The organism is Rhodococcus sp. (in: high G+C Gram-positive bacteria) (genome assembly GCF_049286785.1).
Lineage (GTDB): Bacteria > Actinomycetota > Actinomycetes > Mycobacteriales > Mycobacteriaceae > Rhodococcus_F.
The window spans coordinates 1-17,827 of sequence record NZ_JBAQEO010000765.1 but is presented as its reverse complement, the minus strand read 5'-3'; the positions used below and the strand labels follow the sequence as shown (position 1 = coordinate 17,827).

17 protein-coding genes are annotated in these 17,827 nt (G+C 66.8%); 12 read left to right on the top strand and 5 right to left on the bottom strand.

The window, feature by feature from the left end; translation table 11 throughout:
- On the top strand, nucleotides 1-590 hold a 590-nt coding region (locus WAW17_RS27700), incomplete at its 5' end, for a peptidyl-tRNA hydrolase (RefSeq protein ID WP_422336065.1).
- Here the strand turns inward: WAW17_RS27700 and glgX are convergent.
- Nucleotides 528-2,675, bottom strand: a complete 2,148-nt coding sequence (gene glgX / locus WAW17_RS27695; protein WP_422336064.1) for a glycogen debranching protein GlgX — start codon at nucleotides 2,673-2,675, stop codon at nucleotides 528-530. The genes WAW17_RS27700 and glgX overlap by 63 nt on opposite strands.
- 50 nt (nucleotides 2,676-2,725) lie before the next feature.
- Between glgX and WAW17_RS27690 the strand changes: the two genes are divergently transcribed.
- From WAW17_RS27690 to WAW17_RS27670, 5 genes are read left to right on the top strand one after another with little or no spacing between them, the layout of a single operon-like run.
- Nucleotides 2,726-3,547 (top strand): ABC transporter ATP-binding protein, encoded by an 822-nt coding sequence (locus tag WAW17_RS27690; protein ID WP_422336063.1) that lies wholly within the window; start codon nucleotides 2,726-2,728, stop codon nucleotides 3,545-3,547.
- Nucleotides 3,548-3,607: 60 nt separating this feature from the next.
- Nucleotides 3,608-4,462: an NUDIX hydrolase gene (locus tag WAW17_RS27685; RefSeq protein ID WP_422336062.1), complete on the top strand. Its 855-nt coding sequence runs from the start codon at nucleotides 3,608-3,610 to the stop codon at nucleotides 4,460-4,462.
- Nucleotides 4,463-4,472: 10 nt separating this feature from the next.
- Nucleotides 4,473-5,252, top strand: a complete 780-nt coding sequence (locus tag WAW17_RS27680) for an enoyl-CoA hydratase/isomerase family protein (protein WP_422336061.1) — start codon at nucleotides 4,473-4,475, stop codon at nucleotides 5,250-5,252.
- 56 nt (nucleotides 5,253-5,308) lie between these two features.
- On the top strand, nucleotides 5,309-6,280 hold the full coding sequence (locus tag WAW17_RS27675; RefSeq protein WP_422336060.1) for a class I SAM-dependent methyltransferase: 972 nt from the start codon (nucleotides 5,309-5,311) through the stop codon (nucleotides 6,278-6,280).
- 1 nt (nucleotide 6,281) lies between these two features.
- Entirely contained in the window at nucleotides 6,282-7,466 is a 1,185-nt protein-coding gene (locus WAW17_RS27670) for a THUMP-like domain-containing protein (protein WP_422336059.1), read from the top strand.
- On the opposite strand, the gene WAW17_RS27665 is transcribed toward WAW17_RS27670, so the two are convergent.
- The gene (locus WAW17_RS27665) at nucleotides 7,438-8,748 is read right to left on the bottom strand and encodes a PQQ-binding-like beta-propeller repeat protein (RefSeq protein WP_422336058.1); all 1,311 of its coding nucleotides are present in this window, start codon (nucleotides 8,746-8,748) and stop codon (nucleotides 7,438-7,440) included. The genes WAW17_RS27670 and WAW17_RS27665 overlap by 29 nt on opposite strands.
- Before the next feature lie 186 nt (nucleotides 8,749-8,934).
- On the opposite strand from WAW17_RS27665, the gene WAW17_RS27660 reads away from it, so the two are divergent.
- Nucleotides 8,935-9,678, top strand: a complete 744-nt coding sequence (locus WAW17_RS27660; protein WP_422336057.1) for an acyltransferase — start codon at nucleotides 8,935-8,937, stop codon at nucleotides 9,676-9,678.
- 88 nt (nucleotides 9,679-9,766) lie between these two features.
- On the opposite strand, the gene WAW17_RS27655 is transcribed toward WAW17_RS27660, so the two are convergent.
- The 3 genes from WAW17_RS27655 to WAW17_RS27645 are packed head-to-tail and all read right to left on the bottom strand — an operon-like array spanning nucleotide 9,767 to nucleotide 13,367.
- Nucleotides 9,767-11,011, bottom strand: coding sequence for a glycosyltransferase family 4 protein (locus tag WAW17_RS27655; RefSeq protein ID WP_422336056.1), 1,245 nt, complete (start codon nucleotides 11,009-11,011; stop codon nucleotides 9,767-9,769).
- Nucleotides 11,008-12,591: a 1,4-alpha-glucan branching protein domain-containing protein gene (locus tag WAW17_RS27650; protein ID WP_422336055.1), complete on the bottom strand. Its 1,584-nt coding sequence runs from the start codon at nucleotides 12,589-12,591 to the stop codon at nucleotides 11,008-11,010. Before WAW17_RS27650 ends, WAW17_RS27655 begins: the two co-directional genes overlap by 4 nt.
- Entirely contained in the window at nucleotides 12,588-13,367 is a 780-nt protein-coding gene (locus WAW17_RS27645; protein WP_422336054.1) for a class I SAM-dependent methyltransferase, read from the bottom strand. The genes WAW17_RS27650 and WAW17_RS27645 overlap by 4 nt, the downstream gene beginning before the upstream one ends.
- 240 nt (nucleotides 13,368-13,607) lie before the next feature.
- Between WAW17_RS27645 and WAW17_RS27640 the strand changes: the two genes are divergently transcribed.
- From WAW17_RS27640 to WAW17_RS27620, 5 genes are all read left to right on the top strand, one after another.
- Nucleotides 13,608-14,408 carry an electron transfer flavoprotein subunit beta/FixA family protein gene (locus WAW17_RS27640; protein WP_422336053.1) on the top strand — a complete coding sequence of 267 codons (801 nt, stop codon included), beginning with the start codon at nucleotides 13,608-13,610 and terminating at the stop codon, nucleotides 14,406-14,408.
- Between the two features lie 47 nt (nucleotides 14,409-14,455).
- Nucleotides 14,456-15,412 carry an electron transfer flavoprotein subunit alpha/FixB family protein gene (locus WAW17_RS27635; protein WP_422336052.1) on the top strand — a complete coding sequence of 319 codons (957 nt, stop codon included), beginning with the start codon at nucleotides 14,456-14,458 and terminating at the stop codon, nucleotides 15,410-15,412.
- A gap of 132 nt (nucleotides 15,413-15,544) precedes the next feature.
- Nucleotides 15,545-16,378 carry a GNAT family N-acetyltransferase gene (locus WAW17_RS27630; RefSeq protein WP_422336051.1) on the top strand — a complete coding sequence of 278 codons (834 nt, stop codon included), beginning with the start codon at nucleotides 15,545-15,547 and terminating at the stop codon, nucleotides 16,376-16,378.
- On the top strand, nucleotides 16,375-17,289 hold the full coding sequence (locus WAW17_RS27625; RefSeq protein ID WP_422336050.1) for a lysophospholipid acyltransferase family protein: 915 nt from the start codon (nucleotides 16,375-16,377) through the stop codon (nucleotides 17,287-17,289). Before WAW17_RS27630 ends, WAW17_RS27625 begins: the two co-directional genes overlap by 4 nt.
- A gap of 17 nt (nucleotides 17,290-17,306) precedes the next feature.
- Nucleotides 17,307-17,827: cysteine desulfurase family protein (locus WAW17_RS27620; protein WP_422336049.1), on the top strand; the 521-nt coding region annotated here is incomplete at its 3' end.

The window sequence follows — 17,827 nt, the reverse complement described above, 5'->3', positions numbered from 1 at the left end:
TCGACTACCTCGCGTGGGTGGGCTCACGCATCCGGAAGGTGTCCCGCCGAGCCCGGGGTGCACAGTGGCGGGCTGCCCAGGACGTGGACGGCGTCACCGTCGATATCGACGGAGCGCAGGCTCGTGCACTGGTGCCCGTTGCCGTCGGCGAGTTGGATCCGCGCATCAAGAAGTTGCAGATCGGTGGGACCGATCTCGAGCACGACGAACCCGCCATCGTCCGAGACGGTGCTCCCGTTCTCTGGATCAACGGGTCCCTCGGCATGACGGTGGGTAAGTCAGCGGCGCAGGTGGGCCACGCGGCGATGCTGCTGGCGGGTGCGATGAGCAGTGAGACCGCTCGGGCTTGGGCGGTGACCGGATATCGCTGCACGGTGCGTGACGCCGAATCCGCGGAGTGGATCCATCTTTCGCAGTGTGTGGCCGAGGGGCGTGCGGTCGCGGTCCGCGATGCCGGATTCACCGAAGTGGCACCGGGATCGATCACCGTGATCGCGGGGTTTCCCGACCGATGTGCCTCCGGCCACCTATCCGCTGGCGCGGAAGACCAGCAGGGTGGGCCCGGACACCGAGACGGTGACGTTGCCTGAGACAGGACCGCCGGGTTCCGGTGCGCCGTCCGCGGTGGTCGAGTCGAACTCGGCGAGCAGCGTTCCGTAGAACCATTCGGGGACGGCCGGACTCACCTCCGCCGTGCCGGCCGAGTGCAAGACGAGAAGCCAGCTGTCGTCGACCAGTTGGTACCCGTCGCAGGTGTGTGACCGGATGTCGGACCCGTCGATCCAGACCTGCAGGGTGCGTCGCGAGTCGTCCTGCCACGCTTCGGAGTCCATCTCCGTGCCGTCGGGCCCGAACCAGACCAGGTCCGGATGCCCGGTGGGGGTGCGTCTGCCCTCGAAGAATTCCGGTTGCCGCAGTGCGGGAGAGGCGCGGCGAAGCGCGAGAGCCCGGGTGACGAAGGCGATGAGATCGGTGTCCGCATCGCACCAGTCGAGAGGCCACGCATCTTCCCGCGGTGTATCGGCGGGCACACAGTACGCGTTGTTGTTGCCACCCAATGTGTGACCGAACTCGTCACCGGCTGTGAACATCGGCGTACCCGTCGACAGGGCAAGTGTGGCGAGGAGTGCGCGCACGTGCCGGGCACGGGCGGCGTGGAGGTCCGGGTCCTCGGTGGGGCCCTCCACACCGTGATTGACGGAATCGTTGTGATCCGTGCCGTCCCGGTTGTTCTCACCGTTGGCCTCATTGTGCTTCTCGCGGTGCGACACGAGGTCCGCGGCGGTGAATCCGTCGTGTGCCGTGACGAAATTGACCGACGCCCAGGGGCGGCGGCGACCGAAGAGATCCTCCGAGCCGGCCAGGCGAGAAGCCAGCTCACCGACACCGGTGTGCCCGTTCCAGAATCGACGGATGGTGTTGCGGTACTTGTCGTTCCATTCCGACCACTGGAGTCCGAAGTGGCCAAGCCGGTAGCCCTCTGCGGTGGCGTCCCACGGTTCGGCGATCAGCTTGCAGCGGGACAGAACAGGATCCGTCGAGATGGCGGAGAAGACGGCGGCGCGCGAATCGAATCGGCGACCGCGGGGACGGCCGAGTGCCGACGCGAGGTCGAAACGGAAACCGTCCACGCCCATCTCGTGTGCCCAGTAACGCAGACTGTCGCAGATCATCCGGACGGCAATGGGGGAGTTCGCGTCCACGGTGTTGCCACAACCGGTGAGGTCGATGTCGCGGCCGTGCGCGTCGAGGAGGTAGTAACCGGGAGCGTCGAGGCCGCGCCAGCTGAGGCTGATGCCGTCGATGCTCTGCTCGCAGGTGTGGTTGAACACCACGTCGAGGATCACTTCGATTCCGGCGGCGTGGAGGGCGTCGACCATCGTGCGGAACTCGCTGATCTCTTCTCCGGGAACCGCGGCGTAGCCGGGATGGGGCGCGAAGAAGGAGGCGGTGGAATAGCCCCAGTGGTTGCGCATTCCCCGGGAACGGATGGAGTGTTCCGAGACATTCGCGTGCACGGGCAGCAGTTCCACCGCCGTCACCCCGAGCCGCACGAGGTGTCCGATGACAGCGGGTTCGGCGAGACCGAGATACGTACCACGGTGGTGTGGAGGAACATCCGGGTGTCGTGCGGTGAAGGATCCCACATGGAGTTCGTAGACGACGGTTTCCTCCCAGGGCGTTTCGAGCCGGAAGCCGGTGGTGCGGGGTAGATCGGCGGTCACCACGGACAGGGGAGTGTGGCCCAGACTGTCGACACGTGAGGCCCGGCCGAACGGGTTGCCGTCGTGGGAGACCAGCGCACCGTGGTCGCCGAGTTCACCGGCCATCTGTCTCCCCCACGGATCCATCAGAAGCTTGGCCGGATTCAGGCGGACCCCCCGCGCGGGGTCCCACCGCCCGTGAGCCCGGTAGCCGTAACGCTGTCCGGGCTCGACACCCTCGATGATGCCGTGCCAGATGCCGTACGTCTGCTGCGCGAGATCGACCCTGGTTTCGGTTCCGTCGGCGGAGATCAGGCACACCTGGAGCGACTCGGCGTCCGGGGCGTGGACGGCGAATTGGGTTCCGTTGCCCAGAGGGTGCGCGCCCAGTGGAAACGGGGAGCCGGGCAGGCGCAGGGTCGGCGACGACGCGCGTCTCGGGGCGCGGTGCGGATCGAGGGAAGACGACACGCAACTGATCCTGCCGTGAATGCTCGAATCATGTGCGAGAAGATGGGTGCGTGCATCGACCTGATCCTGATCTCCTCATCGACTTCGACGACGTTCTCCTCCGCCGCGGTGGCAACACCCTTGTCGGACCTGTCACCTGGAAGGTGGAGCTCGACGAGCGGTGGGTTGTCCTCGGACCGAACGGGGCGGGGAAGACGTCGTTGCTGCGGATCGCCGCCGCCGAGGTACATCCCACGAGCGGCACCGCTTATCTGCTGGGGGAGCGGCTGGGCCGGGTCGACATCAACGAATTGCGTCCGCGTATCGGGCTGTCGTCCTCGGCTCTCGCCAACCGGGTGCCGCCCGAGGAGAAGGTCAGCGACCTCGTTGTCTCCGCTGGTTACGCAGTGCTCGGCCGGTGGCGTGAGCGTTACGAGAGCATGGATACCGAGCGCGCTGTCGAGATGCTCGAAAGCCTCGGCGCGGAGCATCTCGCCGACCGCTCGTACGGGACCCTCTCGGAGGGCGAGCGCAAGCGCGTCCTCATCGCGCGGGCCCTGATGACCGACCCCGAGCTGTTGCTGCTCGACGAGCCGGCCGCAGGACTGGATCTCGGTGGCCGAGAGGAACTTGTTGCGCGGCTGACCGACCTCGCAGCCGATCCCGAGGCCCCGGCCACGGTCCTGATCACCCATCATGTCGAGGAGATTCCACCCGGATTCACCCATGCGCTCCTGTTGAAGGAGGGCCAGGTGGTGTCGCAGGGACTGCTGGATCAGGTGATCACGGCCGAGAATCTCAGCGAAGCATTCAGCCAGTCGATCAGCCTGGACAAGGTGGACGGCCGGTTCTTCGCGCGCCGGACGCGTGTACCCGGCGCCCACCGCCGGTGAGTGGATCCGCCCCGGGACCCGGAAGGCGTCCGCGGTCACCGGAAGCGTAGGTTCCGGGACATGGTCTCGAAGCAGGAGCAGACGCCGGGTGCCGGCGCCGAGGTGATACCGAAACACGCCTCCACCGTCATGCTGATCCGCGACGACGCAGCGGGTGCCGGGCTCGAGGTGTTTCTGATCCGTCGCGTCAAGGGCATGGCCTTTGCCGGCGGAATGACGGTGTTTCCCGGTGGCGGAGTCGATCCGTCCGATGCCGATACCACGGTCGAATGGGCGGGTCCGCCCGTCGAATGGTGGGCCGAGAGGTTTCAGACCGATGCCGCGCTCGCGAAGGCCCTGGTGTGCGCCGCGGTCCGGGAGACGTTCGAGGAGTGCGGCGTGCTTCTCGCGGGCCCGAGTGCGGAGACGGTGGTAGCGGACACCGCCCGCTACGGGCAGGCTCGGGAGCAACTGGAGAAGCGTGAACTGTCGTTCAGCGACTTCCTGGCGCGCGAGGACCTCGTGCTGCGTGCGGACCTGCTGAGGCCCTGGGCCAACTGGATCACTCCGGTCGGTGAGGAACGCCGGTACGACACCCGGTTCTTCGTAGCTGCAGCGCCGCACGGTCAGATCGCGGACGGCGCCACGTCCGAGGCGGAAGCGGTGACGTGGCGAACACCCGCTTCGGCGCTCGAGCACTGGAGGTCCGGTGGGAGCATCCTTCTCCCACCCACCTGGACGCAGTTGACGGCGCTCACGGATTTCGGATCGGTCGCCGAGGTCCTCGCCGCCGAACCGGAGATCCCGGTGATCCTGCCGACGCTGATCGCGGACGAGGAGCGGTTCCGGGTCGAATTCCCGGGGCAGGACGGCTATTACGAGGCCGGTTCGCATCCGTGGGCGGCCCGGAAGAAGACAACGGAAGCAGGCAAGTAGCCTTTGCCTCATGGCTGAGTTTGTCACCCTCGAGGTATCCGACGGTATCGGTACTATCCGGCTCGCACGTCCGCCGATGAATGCCCTGAACCGGCAGGTTCAGCAGGAACTCAGGGCCGCCGCGCGGCAGGCCACCGTCGATTCCGACGTCAAGGCCGTCATCGTCTACGGCGGCGAGAAGGTCTTCGCGGCCGGCGCCGACGTCAAGGAGATGGCCGAGATGGACTTCGGTCAGATCAGCGACGTCATCGCCGACTTGCAGGCCGACATCGCGGCGGTGTCCGAGATCCCGAAGCCCACGGTGGCGGCCATTACCGGCTACGCGCTCGGGGGTGGATTGGAAGTCGCCCTGTCTGCGGATCGCCGCATCGCGGGAGACAACGCGAAGCTCGGTGTTCCCGAGATCCTGCTGGGCATCATTCCCGGCGGCGGCGGAACCCAGCGCCTCGCCCGGCTGATCGGCCCCGCCAAGGCGAAGGATCTGGTGTTCACCGGCCGATTCGTCGACGCAGAGGAAGCGCTCGCGATCGGACTGGTCGACGAGGTCGTGGCGCCGGACGACGTCTACGAGGCCGCGCGGCGCTGGGCGTCCCAGTTCACCAAGGGCGCCGGCCGGGCGTTGGCAGCGGCCAAGGCCGCGATAGACCAGGGCCTGGATGTCGACCTGACCAGCGGTCTGGCGGTGGAACGGCACGTGTTCACCGCACTGTTCGCCACCCGGGACCGGTCGATCGGTATGGAATCCTTCATCGCCAACGGGCCAGGTAAGGCTCAGTTCACAGGCGAGTAGCCTGGTGTCCCGAAACTAGAACCTGTTCCCTCTTACCAGCGAGTAGGATTTGCCGCATGACTGCAAGCGCCCACGACGACCCAGCTCCGAATCCGCACGCAACGGCCGCGGAGGTCGAGGCTGCGCTGAAGGACACCAAACTCGCCCAGGTGCTGTATCACGACTGGGAAGCCGAGACGTACGACGAGAAGTGGTCGATTTCGTATGACGAGCGGTGCATCGACTATGCACGGGGGCGTTTCGACGCGGTGGCGGGACCCCAGCCGCTGCCCTACGAGCGGGCCCTCGAGCTCGGCTGCGGCACCGGGTTCTTTCTTCTCAATCTGATGCAGGGTGGTGTCGCGAAGACCGGCTCGGTCACCGATCTGTCCCCGGGCATGGTCAAGGTCGCGCTTCGCAACGCGAAGGGTCTGGGGCTGCCGGTCGACGGCCGTGTCGCCGACGCCGAGACCATTCCGTACGAGGACGACACCTTCGACCTCGTCGTGGGTCACGCCGTGCTCCATCACATTCCCGACGTCGAGCAGTCGCTGCGTGAGGTGCTCCGAGTGCTCTCGCCCGGTGGGCGATTCGTGTTCGCCGGTGAGCCCACCACCATCGGTAACTTCTACGCCCGCTGGCTCGGCCGCGCAACCTGGGAGGCCACCACCCGGATCACCAAGCTGCCGTTCCTCGCCGATTGGCGGCGGCCGCAGGCAGAGCTGGACGAGTCTTCGCGAGCGGCAGCCCTCGAGGCCGTCGTCGACCTGCACACGTTCGATCCGGGTCACCTCGAGAAGATGGCGAAATCCGCTGGTGCACAGCAGGTCCATGCCGTGACCGAAGAGTTCGCGGCCGCATTGCTCGGCTGGCCCGTACGCACTTTCGAGGCGGCGGTGCCGCCGGAGAAGCTGGGATGGGGCTGGGGACGCTTCGCCTTCACCGGCTGGAAGACGCTCAGCTGGGTCGACGAGAAGATACTCCGCCACGTGGTGCCGCGCGGATTCTTCTACAACGTCATGATCACCGGCGTGAAGCCCGGTAACTGAATTGGGCTATGCGTTCACTGCGGAGGACGTGGCATTCCTGCAGACTCCCTCCGGGACAGCCGCTCTCGCCGTGGTGGACGGCCTCTCCCTGACAACGTCCACGCGCTTGGCCGACATCGGCTGGGCGCGTACACGTTTCGGTTTCCGTGCGCCGTTGCTGGTGGAGACCGTCCTGTTGCGGCGCAAGGCCGCGGCGAAACTTCCCGGCACCGCGGACTGGTTCTTCACCGACGAGGCTCTGCAGCAGGCGACACCCCGCCATGTCGCAGCCCATCGGGCGCTGCGATTGGCCGGACGGGACGTCCACGACGTCACCTGCTCCATCGGGGCGGAACTGTCGGCGCTCGTCGGTGTGGCCGGAACCGTGATCGGCAGCGACCTCGACGCGGTCCGGCTCCTCATGGCCGCGCACAACGTGCCGGGCGCAGCGGTTCTCCGCGCCGATGCACTCGTGCCCTGCACGCGCGGAACCATCGTCCTCGCGGACCCGGCGCGCCGGTCCGGCGGTAAACGGACACATGATCCCGCTGCGCTCGAGCCGCCCCTGCCGGATCTGATCGACACCTACCGCGGCCGTGACCTCGTCGTGAAGTGCGCCCCCGGGCTCGATGTCGATCGGCTCGGATGGGACGGGGAGGTGGAGGTGGTCTCTCTCGACGGCGGGGTGCGGGAGGCATGCCTGTGGTCACCGGGACTGTCGGGTAGGGGTATCACGCGCCGGGCCAGTGTACTGGGCTCGGACGGCACACTGGAGACGGTAACGGACGCTGAGGACGACGAGATTCCCGAACGGGGGCCCGGGGAATGGATCATCGATCCGCACGGCGCCGTGGTGCGCGCCGGACTGGTGCGGCACTACGCTGCGCGGCATGGGCTCTGGCAGCTCGATCCGCGGATCGCCTACCTCACCGGGAACTCGGTCCCGGAGGGCGTCCGTGGGTTCCGGGTGCTCGATCAGATCAAGTATTCGGAGAAGTCGTTACGTCAGGAACTGTCGCGACTCGACTGTGGGGTGGCCGAGATCCTCGTACGCGGTGTGGACGTGGATCCGGCGGTCTTGCGACCCCGCCTGAAGCTGCGAGGAAGCCGCTCGCTCAGTGTGGTGATCACCCGAATAGGCCGCGCGGGGGTCGCATTCATTTGCGATCCACCACGGGTCAGCGAAGGACGAACAGCTCACCGATGAGGGTCGGGGTCAGCACCTCACCTTTCGGTCCGATGGACGTACCGACGGTGAATCCGGTGGCCCCCGGAAGGGTGTCCTGGTCGAGGGTTTCGCCGGTCGAAGTGTCGAAGGTGATCAGGGCCAGTCCGTCGTCGCCCTCACGGACCACCGTGTAACCTGTGGAACCTTCGGTTTGCGCAGGGACACCCAGTTGCAACAGATCCTTTCGTTCCCAGAGAAGTTCGGCCTGATCGCCGTTGTCCTGCAGGGCCAGGAGATGACCTCCGGCGCCGCCTGCGGGAATCAGGATCCCTTCGGCCGAGGTGGAAGGACTGCCCGCGGCGGCGAATCCGATGTCGTAACTCCATCTGGTGTCGCCGGTCTCGGTGTCGAGGGCCCACAACTTACCCTCGTTGTCGTTGGTGTACACCACGGAACCGTCGGCCGACAGGTCGGGACTGGCGGCGCTCCCGCCGGGAAGGGTGTCGCTCGACCACTCCTGCGTGATCGCCGGATCGTCCCCGCCGGAGTACTTCATGGCGACCAGTTCTGCCACGGGCGCGCCGGGAGCGAAGAACGTGAAGTAGAACTTGCCGGACTCGAGATCGATGGCCGGTGTATTGGCCACCGGGCACTCGGATGATCCGAAGAAGCAGGTGTTCAGTCCCTTGTCGTCGGGCAGCACGGCCACACCCGCTGCGCCGTCGGTCGCGGACGGCGGCGGAATCAGGTCGTAGGGGGCTACCACCTTCTGGCCGGTCTGGGTGTCGAGGACGTTGATCTGGCCGAGTTGGGTGATGAACAGGAGATGGCCGTCGCCGGTGAATTGCGCGGACAGCGGCGTTCCGACCACCGGTGTGCGCCACCGCAGCTGACCGTGCTCGTTGAACGAGTTCATGGCCCCGCTCTCGCCGACGTAGACGTTGGCTGCTCCGTCGACGATGGGCGTGGAGGCCACCACGCCGGGGTTCAGCTGGCGGCACCAGCGTTTGCGGCCGCTCTCCATCTGGAACGAGAAGAGATTGCAACCCTTCTCGGTGCGAGAGGTGAGGAATATCTGACCGTTCGCGGCGACCGACGCGTAGGCGGCGACCGGCCCACCTATCGGCCGGGACCAGGCGAGGGAGATGTCACGGGAACCGGTCACCGGGCTGGTATCACTGTTGCGCGCATCGGCGTGTATCCCGGGCCACCCGCCCGCCGAGAAGATGTCATCGACCTGCGGTTCGCTGCTGCAGCCGCTGACGGCAACAGCCGAGATCGCCGCCAGCGTCAGAACTGACGAACGTAGAACCCGCCGCATCACATCTCCTCGCCTTCCTGTCACGTCCTCTTCGACACACGCTCGGCCCAGAGACTATCCCGAAAGACTCGTACGACCGGCACACCCCGACGAGGCCGCGGTGTCGTAGGCCGTTCCGGGTCTACCGAACACGTCCCGGCACCACCCCGTACGCGGTGGGAGCACCTGAACGTAGGCTGGCACGCTATGACGAGCATGTGGGGCGCACCGTTGCGTTCGAGGTGGCGAGGATCTCGGCGGCGCGAGAGTGAACAGGCCCGGTTCCTCACACTCGCCTCGCTCAGATGGGTGCTGGCGAACAAGGCGTACACGCCGTGGTACCTGGTGCGGTACTACCGGTTGGCGAAGTTCAAGCTTGCCAATCCGCACGTGATCGTGCGGGGAATGGTGTTTCTCGGCAAGCGCGTGGAGATCCACTCGACGCCCGATCTCTCGCGGCTCGAGATCGGCCGCTGGGTACACGTCGGCGACGGCAACGCGATCCGGTGCCATGAGGGATCGCTGCGCATCGGCGACAAGGTGGTCTTCGGCAAGGACAACGTGGTCAACACGTATCTCGACATCGAGATCGGGGCGTCCACCCTCGTCGCCGACTGGTGCTACATCACCGATTTCGATCACCGGATGGATGATGTCAACGTGCCGATCAAGGACCAAGGCATCGTGAAGAGTCCGGTGCGGATCGGTCCCGACACCTGGATCGCCGCCAAGGTCACCGTGCTCCGCAACACGCGGGTCGGACGTGGCTGTGTGCTCGGCGCGCATGCGGTGGTGCGGGGCGACATCCCGGACTTCAGCATTGCGGTCGGTTCGCCCGCCAGGGTGGTGAAGAACCGCAAGGCCGAGTGGGAGGCCGGCGCCGCGGACCGGGCAAAGTACATCGCGGCTCTCGAGGACATCGCACGGAAGAAGGCCGCGAGCGAGAACTGACGGGTGGCGTAGTCGTCTGCCCCTGGGAAGTTCGCCCTCGCTGTGCGGCTCGATCCGGCTTCGGTGGCACCAGACGGTGGGCGGTTCGTCAGCGGCCGGGCAGAGGCCGTTCGGGAATCTCCGGCCGCGCCAAGGGATGCCGTACGCGCCGCTTGGCGCCGGAGTAGACGGACACCGTGTCCTCGGCCACCTTGTGCCAGTCGAAGTCCGAGGTGAGACGCTCGCGTGCAGCCACCGCGCGCTGCTGGGCCGCGACAGGGTCGTCGAGAACCTCACGGACCGCGGACGTGAGCCCGCTGACGTCGCCCGGCTGGAACGACATGCCCGTCACGCCGTCGACGACCGCCTCACCGAGGCCTCCGGCGGTGGAAGTCACCAGCGGCGTTCCGGACGCCGCCGCCTCGAGCGCGATGATGCCGAACGGTTCGTAGCGACTGGGCAGCACGATCGCGTCGGCGCCGTGCAGCCAGCCCAGCAGTTCGACGTGATCGAGATTGCCGAGGAAGTTGACCGCGCGTGCCACGCGATGGGTGCGGGCCTGCTGATACAGCCACGTGAACTGGGTGCCCTCGCCCGCGACGGCCAGCGTCGTGCCGGGGTGACTGCGCCGGATCCGCGGTAGAGCGGCGATCGCGTCCTGGACGCCCTTCTCGTACTCGAGTCGTCCGACGAACAGCAGTCGGGGCGGACCTGAACGCGGTGCGCGTTCGCGGAAGTTCCAGGTGGTGAGGTCGATACCGTTGCGAATGACCGTGATCGGTGGGAGTTGGGGACCGTAGAGGGCGGTCACCTCGTCGTGCATGGAGGCCGAACACGTGATCAGCGCGTCGGATTCGTTGGCCAGCCACCACTCGACGGAGTGCACCTGCCGGTTGATGCGCCCGGACACCCAACCGCTGTGCCGTCCGGCCTCCGTGGCGTGCAGCGTGGAAACCAGCGGCACGTCATAGAATTCGGCCAGCGCGATGGCCGGATGCGCAACCAGCCAGTCGTGGGCGTGCACCACGTCGGGATGCCAGCCGTCGCCGACACCCGGTTTGTGCAGTGCGACTCCCGCACGCACCATCGCGTGTCCCATCGCGAGTGTCCACGCCAGCATGTCCTCGCCGAACACGAAGTGCGGTGGATCCTCGGCGACGGCCACCACGAGAACGCCGTCCTCGATGCGGGTGACGGTGGGATGGGTCGACGCGTCCGTTCCCGACGGCCGTCGCGACAGCACCACCACCTCGTGCCCGGCCGCGGCGAGTTCGGTGGCGAGGTGATGGACGTGGCGTCCGAGGCCTCCGACGACGACGGGCGGGTACTCCCAGGAAACGATGAGAATCTTCACGATGTTCCTCCCGTGGCACGGCCGGGTGCGGGCAGCCGTCTGGCGTCGAGGCCGGCGAACAGCCCGTCCGCGCCGTTCCAGCCCGCGGCGAGTCGCGACGCGAGCGCATCCTTGCCCGCGGCGACGGCCGCGGCGATTTCGCGTGTGGCATGCGCGTGCTTGTGCGCGCGGTCGCGGGCGTATCCCGCGGCCGAATCCTTGCTCACCATGAACGCCCAGTCGCTCGACACCGTCAGGAGCGCCTCCCGAAGCAGCTGGTCGTGGACACGGTTCCGGAGCTCGGGACGTCCGGGCGCCGATCGGGTGCTGCGTGCCTTGTCGACGGTGTCGAGTGCGGTCGACACCACTTCCGCGTTGAGCTGCACCAGATCCGCGACCTGGTCACCTGCCCATACCCGCCAATCCTTGCCGGAGCCCCACGACGAATTCTCGAGTTGCACGGGCTCGCCCACATAGCCTTCGCGACGTGCCTGGTCGAGTGTGCCGACACGGATTCCGGCCTCGGGTAGTGCCCGTAGGACTTTCTCGAGCCACTCCGGGCCCTCGTGCCACCAATGTCCGAACAGTTCGGTATCGAACGCGGCGACGACGAGCGCGGGACGTCCGATCCGCTCGGACTCGTCCCGCAACCGTGCGCGCACTCCGGCCACGAAATCGGCCACGTGCTTGTCGACCGCCGCAGCCGCCAATGCGGGATCGTAGGGTGCCTTGTCGGCCGAGTCGACGGTTCGGCCGGTGACCCGGGCAGGCTTGAGGCCCGTGGCGTGGTCGTAAGTGTGAAAGTCTCGATATGCGCTGTGGCCGGGATAACCGGACTTGGGCGACCACACGCGGTAGCTCACCTTCAGGTCGCGGCCGAATGCCACGACGTCGGATTCCCGGACCGGACGGCCGAGCGACGTGTTGCCTCGCAGCGCGGGGCCGTCGACCATGAAATGCGTGACACCGGCGTGGTGGTATCCGATCTCCATGCCGGGGGTATAGCCACACTCGGGAGCCCAGATGCCGGTGGGCCGGTGATTCCATCGAGCGGCGGCGTCGGCAAGACCCTCGCTCAGGGAGAACGCCCTCAGACGCGGATCGAGCAGCGGCTGGAACGGGTGCGCCAGAGGACCGCCGAGCAGTTCGAATGCACCGCGGTCGAGTAGATCGCGCAGGACCGGCGAACCCCCGTGCCGCCATCGCAGTTCGAAGTCTTCGAGTGCCGCTGCCGATGCGCGGTGTTCGCGGGCGCCGAGATCGCGGTGGGCGTCGTCGGGCATCCCGGCGGCTTCGTGAGCACGGATCTGCCAGTTGCCGAGCCAGTGGTGCATGCCGGACAGGCAGTGGGGATCATCGAGCTGAGCTGCGAGAACTGGGGTGAGGCCCAGGGTGAGGAGGTGGGAGCGCCCCTCGTCGGAGAGCCGGCGCAGCATGGCGGTCAGCGGCAGGTAGGACGCCGCCCACGACTGGTACAACCACTCCTCGCCGACCGGCCAGCGGCCGTGATGGGCGAGCCAGGGCAGATGCGAGTGCAGAACCAGACAGAACATGCCGGGTTCGGTGTCGCCCGCATCGGTGCGGGTGGTCGTTTCGGTCACCGAATCGGATCCTTCACCGCGACGGCCACCAAGTCGAGGCTGTCGTCGATCGTGCTCTCCTGGAGGACGAAATCTTCGGTGGCGATGCCCTCGACGTCCCGGGCCAGATCCTCGGGCCACGGCTGTCCAGCGAGTGCACGTTCGATCTGGGCGTTGATGAACGAGCCGCCGTACTTGGCATCGAGTGCCTTCAGCCGGTCGCCGTGATGGACGCCGGCCATGAGTGACACGGTGAAACCGGCCTTCTCGAGGAGATCGGTCAGTTCGGCGGCGTCGAGTTCCCGGGTGTGGAAAGGGTTGAGCGGTGTGTCGCGCCCCGGGGAGAACGTGATGCGGTTGGGTGTGCTGACAAGAAGCTCACCGCCCGGGGACAGCACGCGGAAGCACTCCCGCAGGAACTGCGCCTGGTCCCACAGGTGCTCGATCACCTGGAAATTGACGATCGTCTCGACCGAGGCGTCGCCGAGGGGGAGCTCCGCGAGATTGCCGTGCAGCATCTCGACCCGGGGGTACCGCGCCCGGACGTGTTCGACCGCCGTGATGTCGTAGTCCAGCCCCGTCACGTGGCGGGCGACCCCGGCAATCATGTTGGCGCCGTATCCTTCTCCGGATCCGGCCTCGAGAACCGTGCGGTCCACGCAGCGCGCGAGCAGGTCGCGGTACACCACCTCATGGCGTCGGAACCAGTAGTTCTCCTCCGGAATTCCGGGCACAGTTCGTTCCCCGGTCAGGGGAAGTGGTGCGTCCTTGCGGTCGCCGACAAATGATTCGCTCACCGGAGCGAGGTTAGTGCCCCTCGGGTTCACAGTGATCCAGGTGGTCCACATCACAGGACTTCAGGGGCTCTTCGGCCTTATGGTGAACAAGGCTTCCGCGCAAGTTACCGGCGGGTAACTTAGCGTGAGGTAATCTGACGCACAGCATTCGTGCGTAGACCTAACGAAGACGAGAGCTCGGCCCACGCGGAGCACCTCACCGAAACCACGCAAGAAAACACAGGAGGTCGACGAAGACCCATGACGAACATCGTTGTTTTGATCAAGCAGGTCCCCGACACGTGGTCAGAGCGCAAGCTCACCGACGGCGACTTCACGCTTGACCGCGAGGCCGCCGATGCCGTGCTCGACGAGATCAACGAGCGCGCCGTCGAGGAAGCGCTTCTGATCAAGGAGGCGCAGGGCGGTGAGGTGACCGTGGTGTCCGCAGGTCCGGACCGCGCCACCGACGCCATCCGCAAGGCCCTCTCCATGGGTGCCGACAAGGCTGTGCACATCAACGACCCGGCGCTCCACGGCTCCGACGCGATCCAGACCGCGTGGACGCTGGCCGCAGCGCTCGGGCAGATCACCTTCGAGAACGGTGAGCCCGCAGACCTGATCATCGCCGGCAACGAGGCCACCGACGGCCGCGTCGGCGCAGTTCCCGCGATCATCGCCGAGTACCTGGGCATCCCGCAGCTCACCCAGCTGCGCAAGCTCACCGTCGCCGACGGCAAGGTCACGGGCGAACGCGAGACCGACGAGGGTGTCTTCGGACTCGAGGCGAGCCTTCCGGCCATCGTCAGCGTGACCGAAAAGATCAACGAACCCCGCTTCCCCTCCTTCAAGGGCATCATGGCCGCGAAGAAGAAGGAAGTTCTCACTTACACCCTGGCCGACCTCGGCGTCGACCCGGACACCGTCGGTGTCGCCAACGCAGGCACCACCGTGATCGCCTCCACCCCCAAGCCCCCGCGTACCGCTGGTGAGCGCATCGTGGACGAGGGCGACGGCGGCAGCAAGATCGCCGCATACCTCGTGGGCCAGAAGATCATCTGACCGCGCCCTCCACAGACCAGCAGACACATACAGGGAGAGTTTCAGACATGGCAGAAGTACTGGTGCTCGTCGAGCACGCAGAGGGTGCCCTGAAGAAGGTCAGCACCGAACTCATCACCGCGGCGCGTGCGCTCGGTGAACCGTCCGCAGTGGTCACCGGCCCCGCCGGCACCGCCGACAAGCTCGCCGATGCCCTCGCAGCGGCGGGTGCGGCCAAGATCTACGTGGCCGAGTCGGACGACATCGAGGGGTACCTGATCACCCCCAAGGTCGACGTTCTCGCGTCGCTCGTCGAGTCGGCGTCCCCGGCTGCGGTCATCACCGCCGCCAGCGTCGAGGGCAAGGAGGTCTCCGGACGCCTTGCGGCCCGCATCGGCTCCGGCCTGCTCGTCGACGTCGTCGATGTGAAATCCGACGGCACCGCCGTGCACTCCATCTTCGGTGGCGCGTTCACCGTCGATGCGAAGGCTAACGGTGAGGTCCCGGTCATCTCGGTCCGTCCGGGTGCCGTCGAGGCGAAACCCGAATCCGCGGCCGGCGAGAAGGTCGTCGTCGAGGTTCCGGCTCAGGACGAGAGCGCGGTCAAGATCACCTCGCGTGATCCGATCGTCGGTGGCGACCGTCCCGAGCTCACCGAGGCGACCGTGGTCGTGTCCGGTGGTCGCGGTGTCGGCAGTGCCGACAAGTTCTCGGTCGTCGAAGACCTCGCCGACTCGCTCGGTGCCGCTGTCGGCGCTTCGCGTGCCGCGGTGGACTCGGGTTACTATCCGGGCCAGTTTCAGGTCGGTCAGACCGGTAAGACGGTGTCCCCGCAGCTGTACATCGCGCTCGGCATCTCCGGTGCCATCCAGCACCGTGCAGGTATGCAGACGTCGAAGACCATCGTCGCTGTGAACAAGGACGAGGAAGCTCCGATCTTCGAGATCGCGGACTTCGGCATCGTCGGCGACCTGTTCAACGTCGCTCCGCAGCTCACCGAAGCTGTCAAGTCGCACAAGGGCTGATACCCACCGGCGTGCGGCCCCGTTCCCGTCTCGGGAGCGGGGCCGCAGTCGTCTCTGCGCGTTCATCCGGCCTGCATCGACACGACATCTGGTCGATGCCCCGGCGCCGCCGTGGCTCGGTAGACCTGCGCCATGACAACTTCGTCTGTTCTTCGCGCCGCGAGTGATTCCGCAGATTCTGTTGTAATTCCGCCCAAGTACTCCCTGGTCGTCTCCTCCGACCGTGAGCTTCGGATCGCCGCCCAGCGTCTGCGGTACCGGGTGTTCGCTTCCGAGCCCGGATTCTCGATTCCGCCGGTCGCGGAGGAGCTCGATGCCGACCGCTTCGACGAATTCTGTGATCATCTGCTGGTACGCCATGAGGAGACCGGTGACTTCGTCGGTTGCTACCGCATGCTTCCGCCGGACGCCGCAGCCGATGCCGGCGGCTATTACACCGCGACCGAATTCGACGTCTCGGCCCTCGATCCCGTCGGCAACCGGATCGTCGAGATGGGCCGGGCGTGCGTCGACCCCGCACACCGTTCAGGGTCGGTCCTGAGCCTGATGTGGGCCGGCATCCTCCATTACCTCCAGCTGACCGGCTACCACTGGGTGATGGGCTGCGTGTCGGTCCCGATGCAGGAACACCCCGGCGCCGTGCCGGGTTCCAATGTGCGCGGCGTGCGTGACTTCCTGCTCGAGAAGTACGGCAACGATCCGGCCGCCCGGGCCGTCCCGCACAATCCCGTACGCGTCGACGGGCGGTCCCTCGACGAAATCGCCCCGACGGGCCGGCCGGTTCTTCCCCCGCTGTTGCGCGGCTATCTCCGACTCGGAGCAAAGGTGTGCGGCGAACCCGCGCACGACCCCGACTTCGGGGTCGCCGACTTCGTTGCACTGCAAGGACTCCACAGCACGAACGAGCGATACCTGGAACGACTGCGTTCCGCGTCGGCGACCCTCGAAGCCGGGATCCAGGCATGAGCGTCGTGGTTTCCGGCCAGGAATCGGAGATCGCGCACGCGTGGATGCCGTCGAGTCCGTGTGGGGAGGGGTGTCTGCCGCCGCAGACGGCCACTGTGTCGAATATTACAGTGGCCTGCCGGTGGATTCTGGTGGCGGCCGCGCTCGCGACAGCGCCGTTGCTCACGGCGGGTTGGATACTGCCCCGGTCGCATCGGACCGCTCTGCAGCGGCGTTACTCGTGGATCCTGCTTCGCTGCGTGGGTGTGCGACTGGTGATCGCCGATCAGCGCGGAAAACGGCGGCATACCGGCGGGATCCTGGTCGTCGCCGGTCACGTGTCGTGGACCGATGTGCTGGTGCTCAGCGCCATCGCGCCGGCGAACTTCGTAGCCCGGGCCGATCTTCTCGATTGGCCCGTTCTGGGATCGCTCGCGCGGCGAATGCGAGTGGTTCCCATCGACCGTCACCGCCTGCGCGCGCTCCCGGACACCGTGGCGACCATCACGGGCAGGCTGCGGGACGGGGAGCGAGTGGTGGTGTTTCCCGAGGGCACCACCTGGTGTGGCCGTGCCTACGGGGGATTCCGGCCCGCGATGTTCCAGGCTGCGATCGATGCGGAATGCCCGGTCCAGCCCATTTCGCTGCGGTATACGGGATTGGACGGTGCACTCACCACTGGACTGTGTTTCGTCGGCGACGAGACGATCGGGCAGTCGATCCGGCGCATCATTCGTCACAAGGGGGTCACCGCGGAGATCCGTCTGGCCCGGATCGAGTATCCGGGAGAGTCGCGGTGGGACCTCGCGGCGCGGTGTGAGAGAGCGGTACGCGGGGCCGAGGACATCGATTTCGTGGCGCACGACATCATCGATCCGGCGCCGGCAGCGCCTGGTGAGCGGATCGACGGGACGGAGCGATTGAGCGCCTGAGCTATCCTGGTCGGGTCATGACCTCTGCCCGCAGTGCCGATTCTCCCGTCTACCTGGACCACGCAGCTACCACCCCGATGGTGCCTGCTGCCGTTCAGGCGATGATCGATGTCTTTTCCACGGTCGGTAACGCGTCGTCGTTGCACGGTTCCGGCCGTGCGGCCCGCCGTCGGATCGAGGAGGCGCGTGAGTCCATCGCCGCCGATCTCGGCGCACGACCGTCCGAGGTGATCTTCACCTCCGGTGGCACCGAGAGCGACAACCTCGCTGTGAAGGGCATCTTCTGGGCCCGTCGCGATGCCGACCCTGCCCGGGTCCGGATCCTGGCGAGCTCCGTCGAACACCATGCCGTTCTGGACGCCGTCGAATGGCTCGAGAAGCACGAGGGCGCGCAGGTCACCTGGCTGCCCGTCGATGATCTGGGTCGGGTGTCACCGCAGGCACTGCGTGATGCCCTGGCCGTCTACGCCGAAGAGACCGCCCTGGTCACGGTGATGTGGGCCAACAACGAGATCGGCACGATCATGCCGATCATCGA

Excerpts from the sequence above, each read along its gene's own strand:
- WAW17_RS27680 (WP_422336061.1), top strand. The coding sequence starts at position 4,473 with ATGGCTGAGTTTGTCACCCTCGAGGTATCCGACGGTATCGGTACTATC.
- WAW17_RS27630 (WP_422336051.1), top strand. The coding sequence starts at position 15,545 with ATGACAACTTCGTCTGTTCTTCGCGCCGCGAGTGATTCCGCAGATTCT.
- WAW17_RS27625 (WP_422336050.1), top strand. The coding sequence starts at position 16,375 with ATGAGCGTCGTGGTTTCCGGCCAGGAATCGGAGATCGCGCACGCGTGG.
- WAW17_RS27640 (WP_422336053.1), top strand. The coding sequence starts at position 13,608 with ATGACGAACATCGTTGTTTTGATCAAGCAGGTCCCCGACACGTGGTCA.
- WAW17_RS27665 (WP_422336058.1), bottom strand. The coding sequence starts at position 8,748 with ATGCGGCGGGTTCTACGTTCGTCAGTTCTGACGCTGGCGGCGATCTCG.
- WAW17_RS27660 (WP_422336057.1), top strand. The coding sequence starts at position 8,935 with ATGACGAGCATGTGGGGCGCACCGTTGCGTTCGAGGTGGCGAGGATCT.
- WAW17_RS27635 (WP_422336052.1), top strand. The coding sequence starts at position 14,456 with ATGGCAGAAGTACTGGTGCTCGTCGAGCACGCAGAGGGTGCCCTGAAG.
- WAW17_RS27675 (WP_422336060.1), top strand. The coding sequence starts at position 5,309 with ATGACTGCAAGCGCCCACGACGACCCAGCTCCGAATCCGCACGCAACG.
- WAW17_RS27685 (WP_422336062.1), top strand. The coding sequence starts at position 3,608 with ATGGTCTCGAAGCAGGAGCAGACGCCGGGTGCCGGCGCCGAGGTGATA.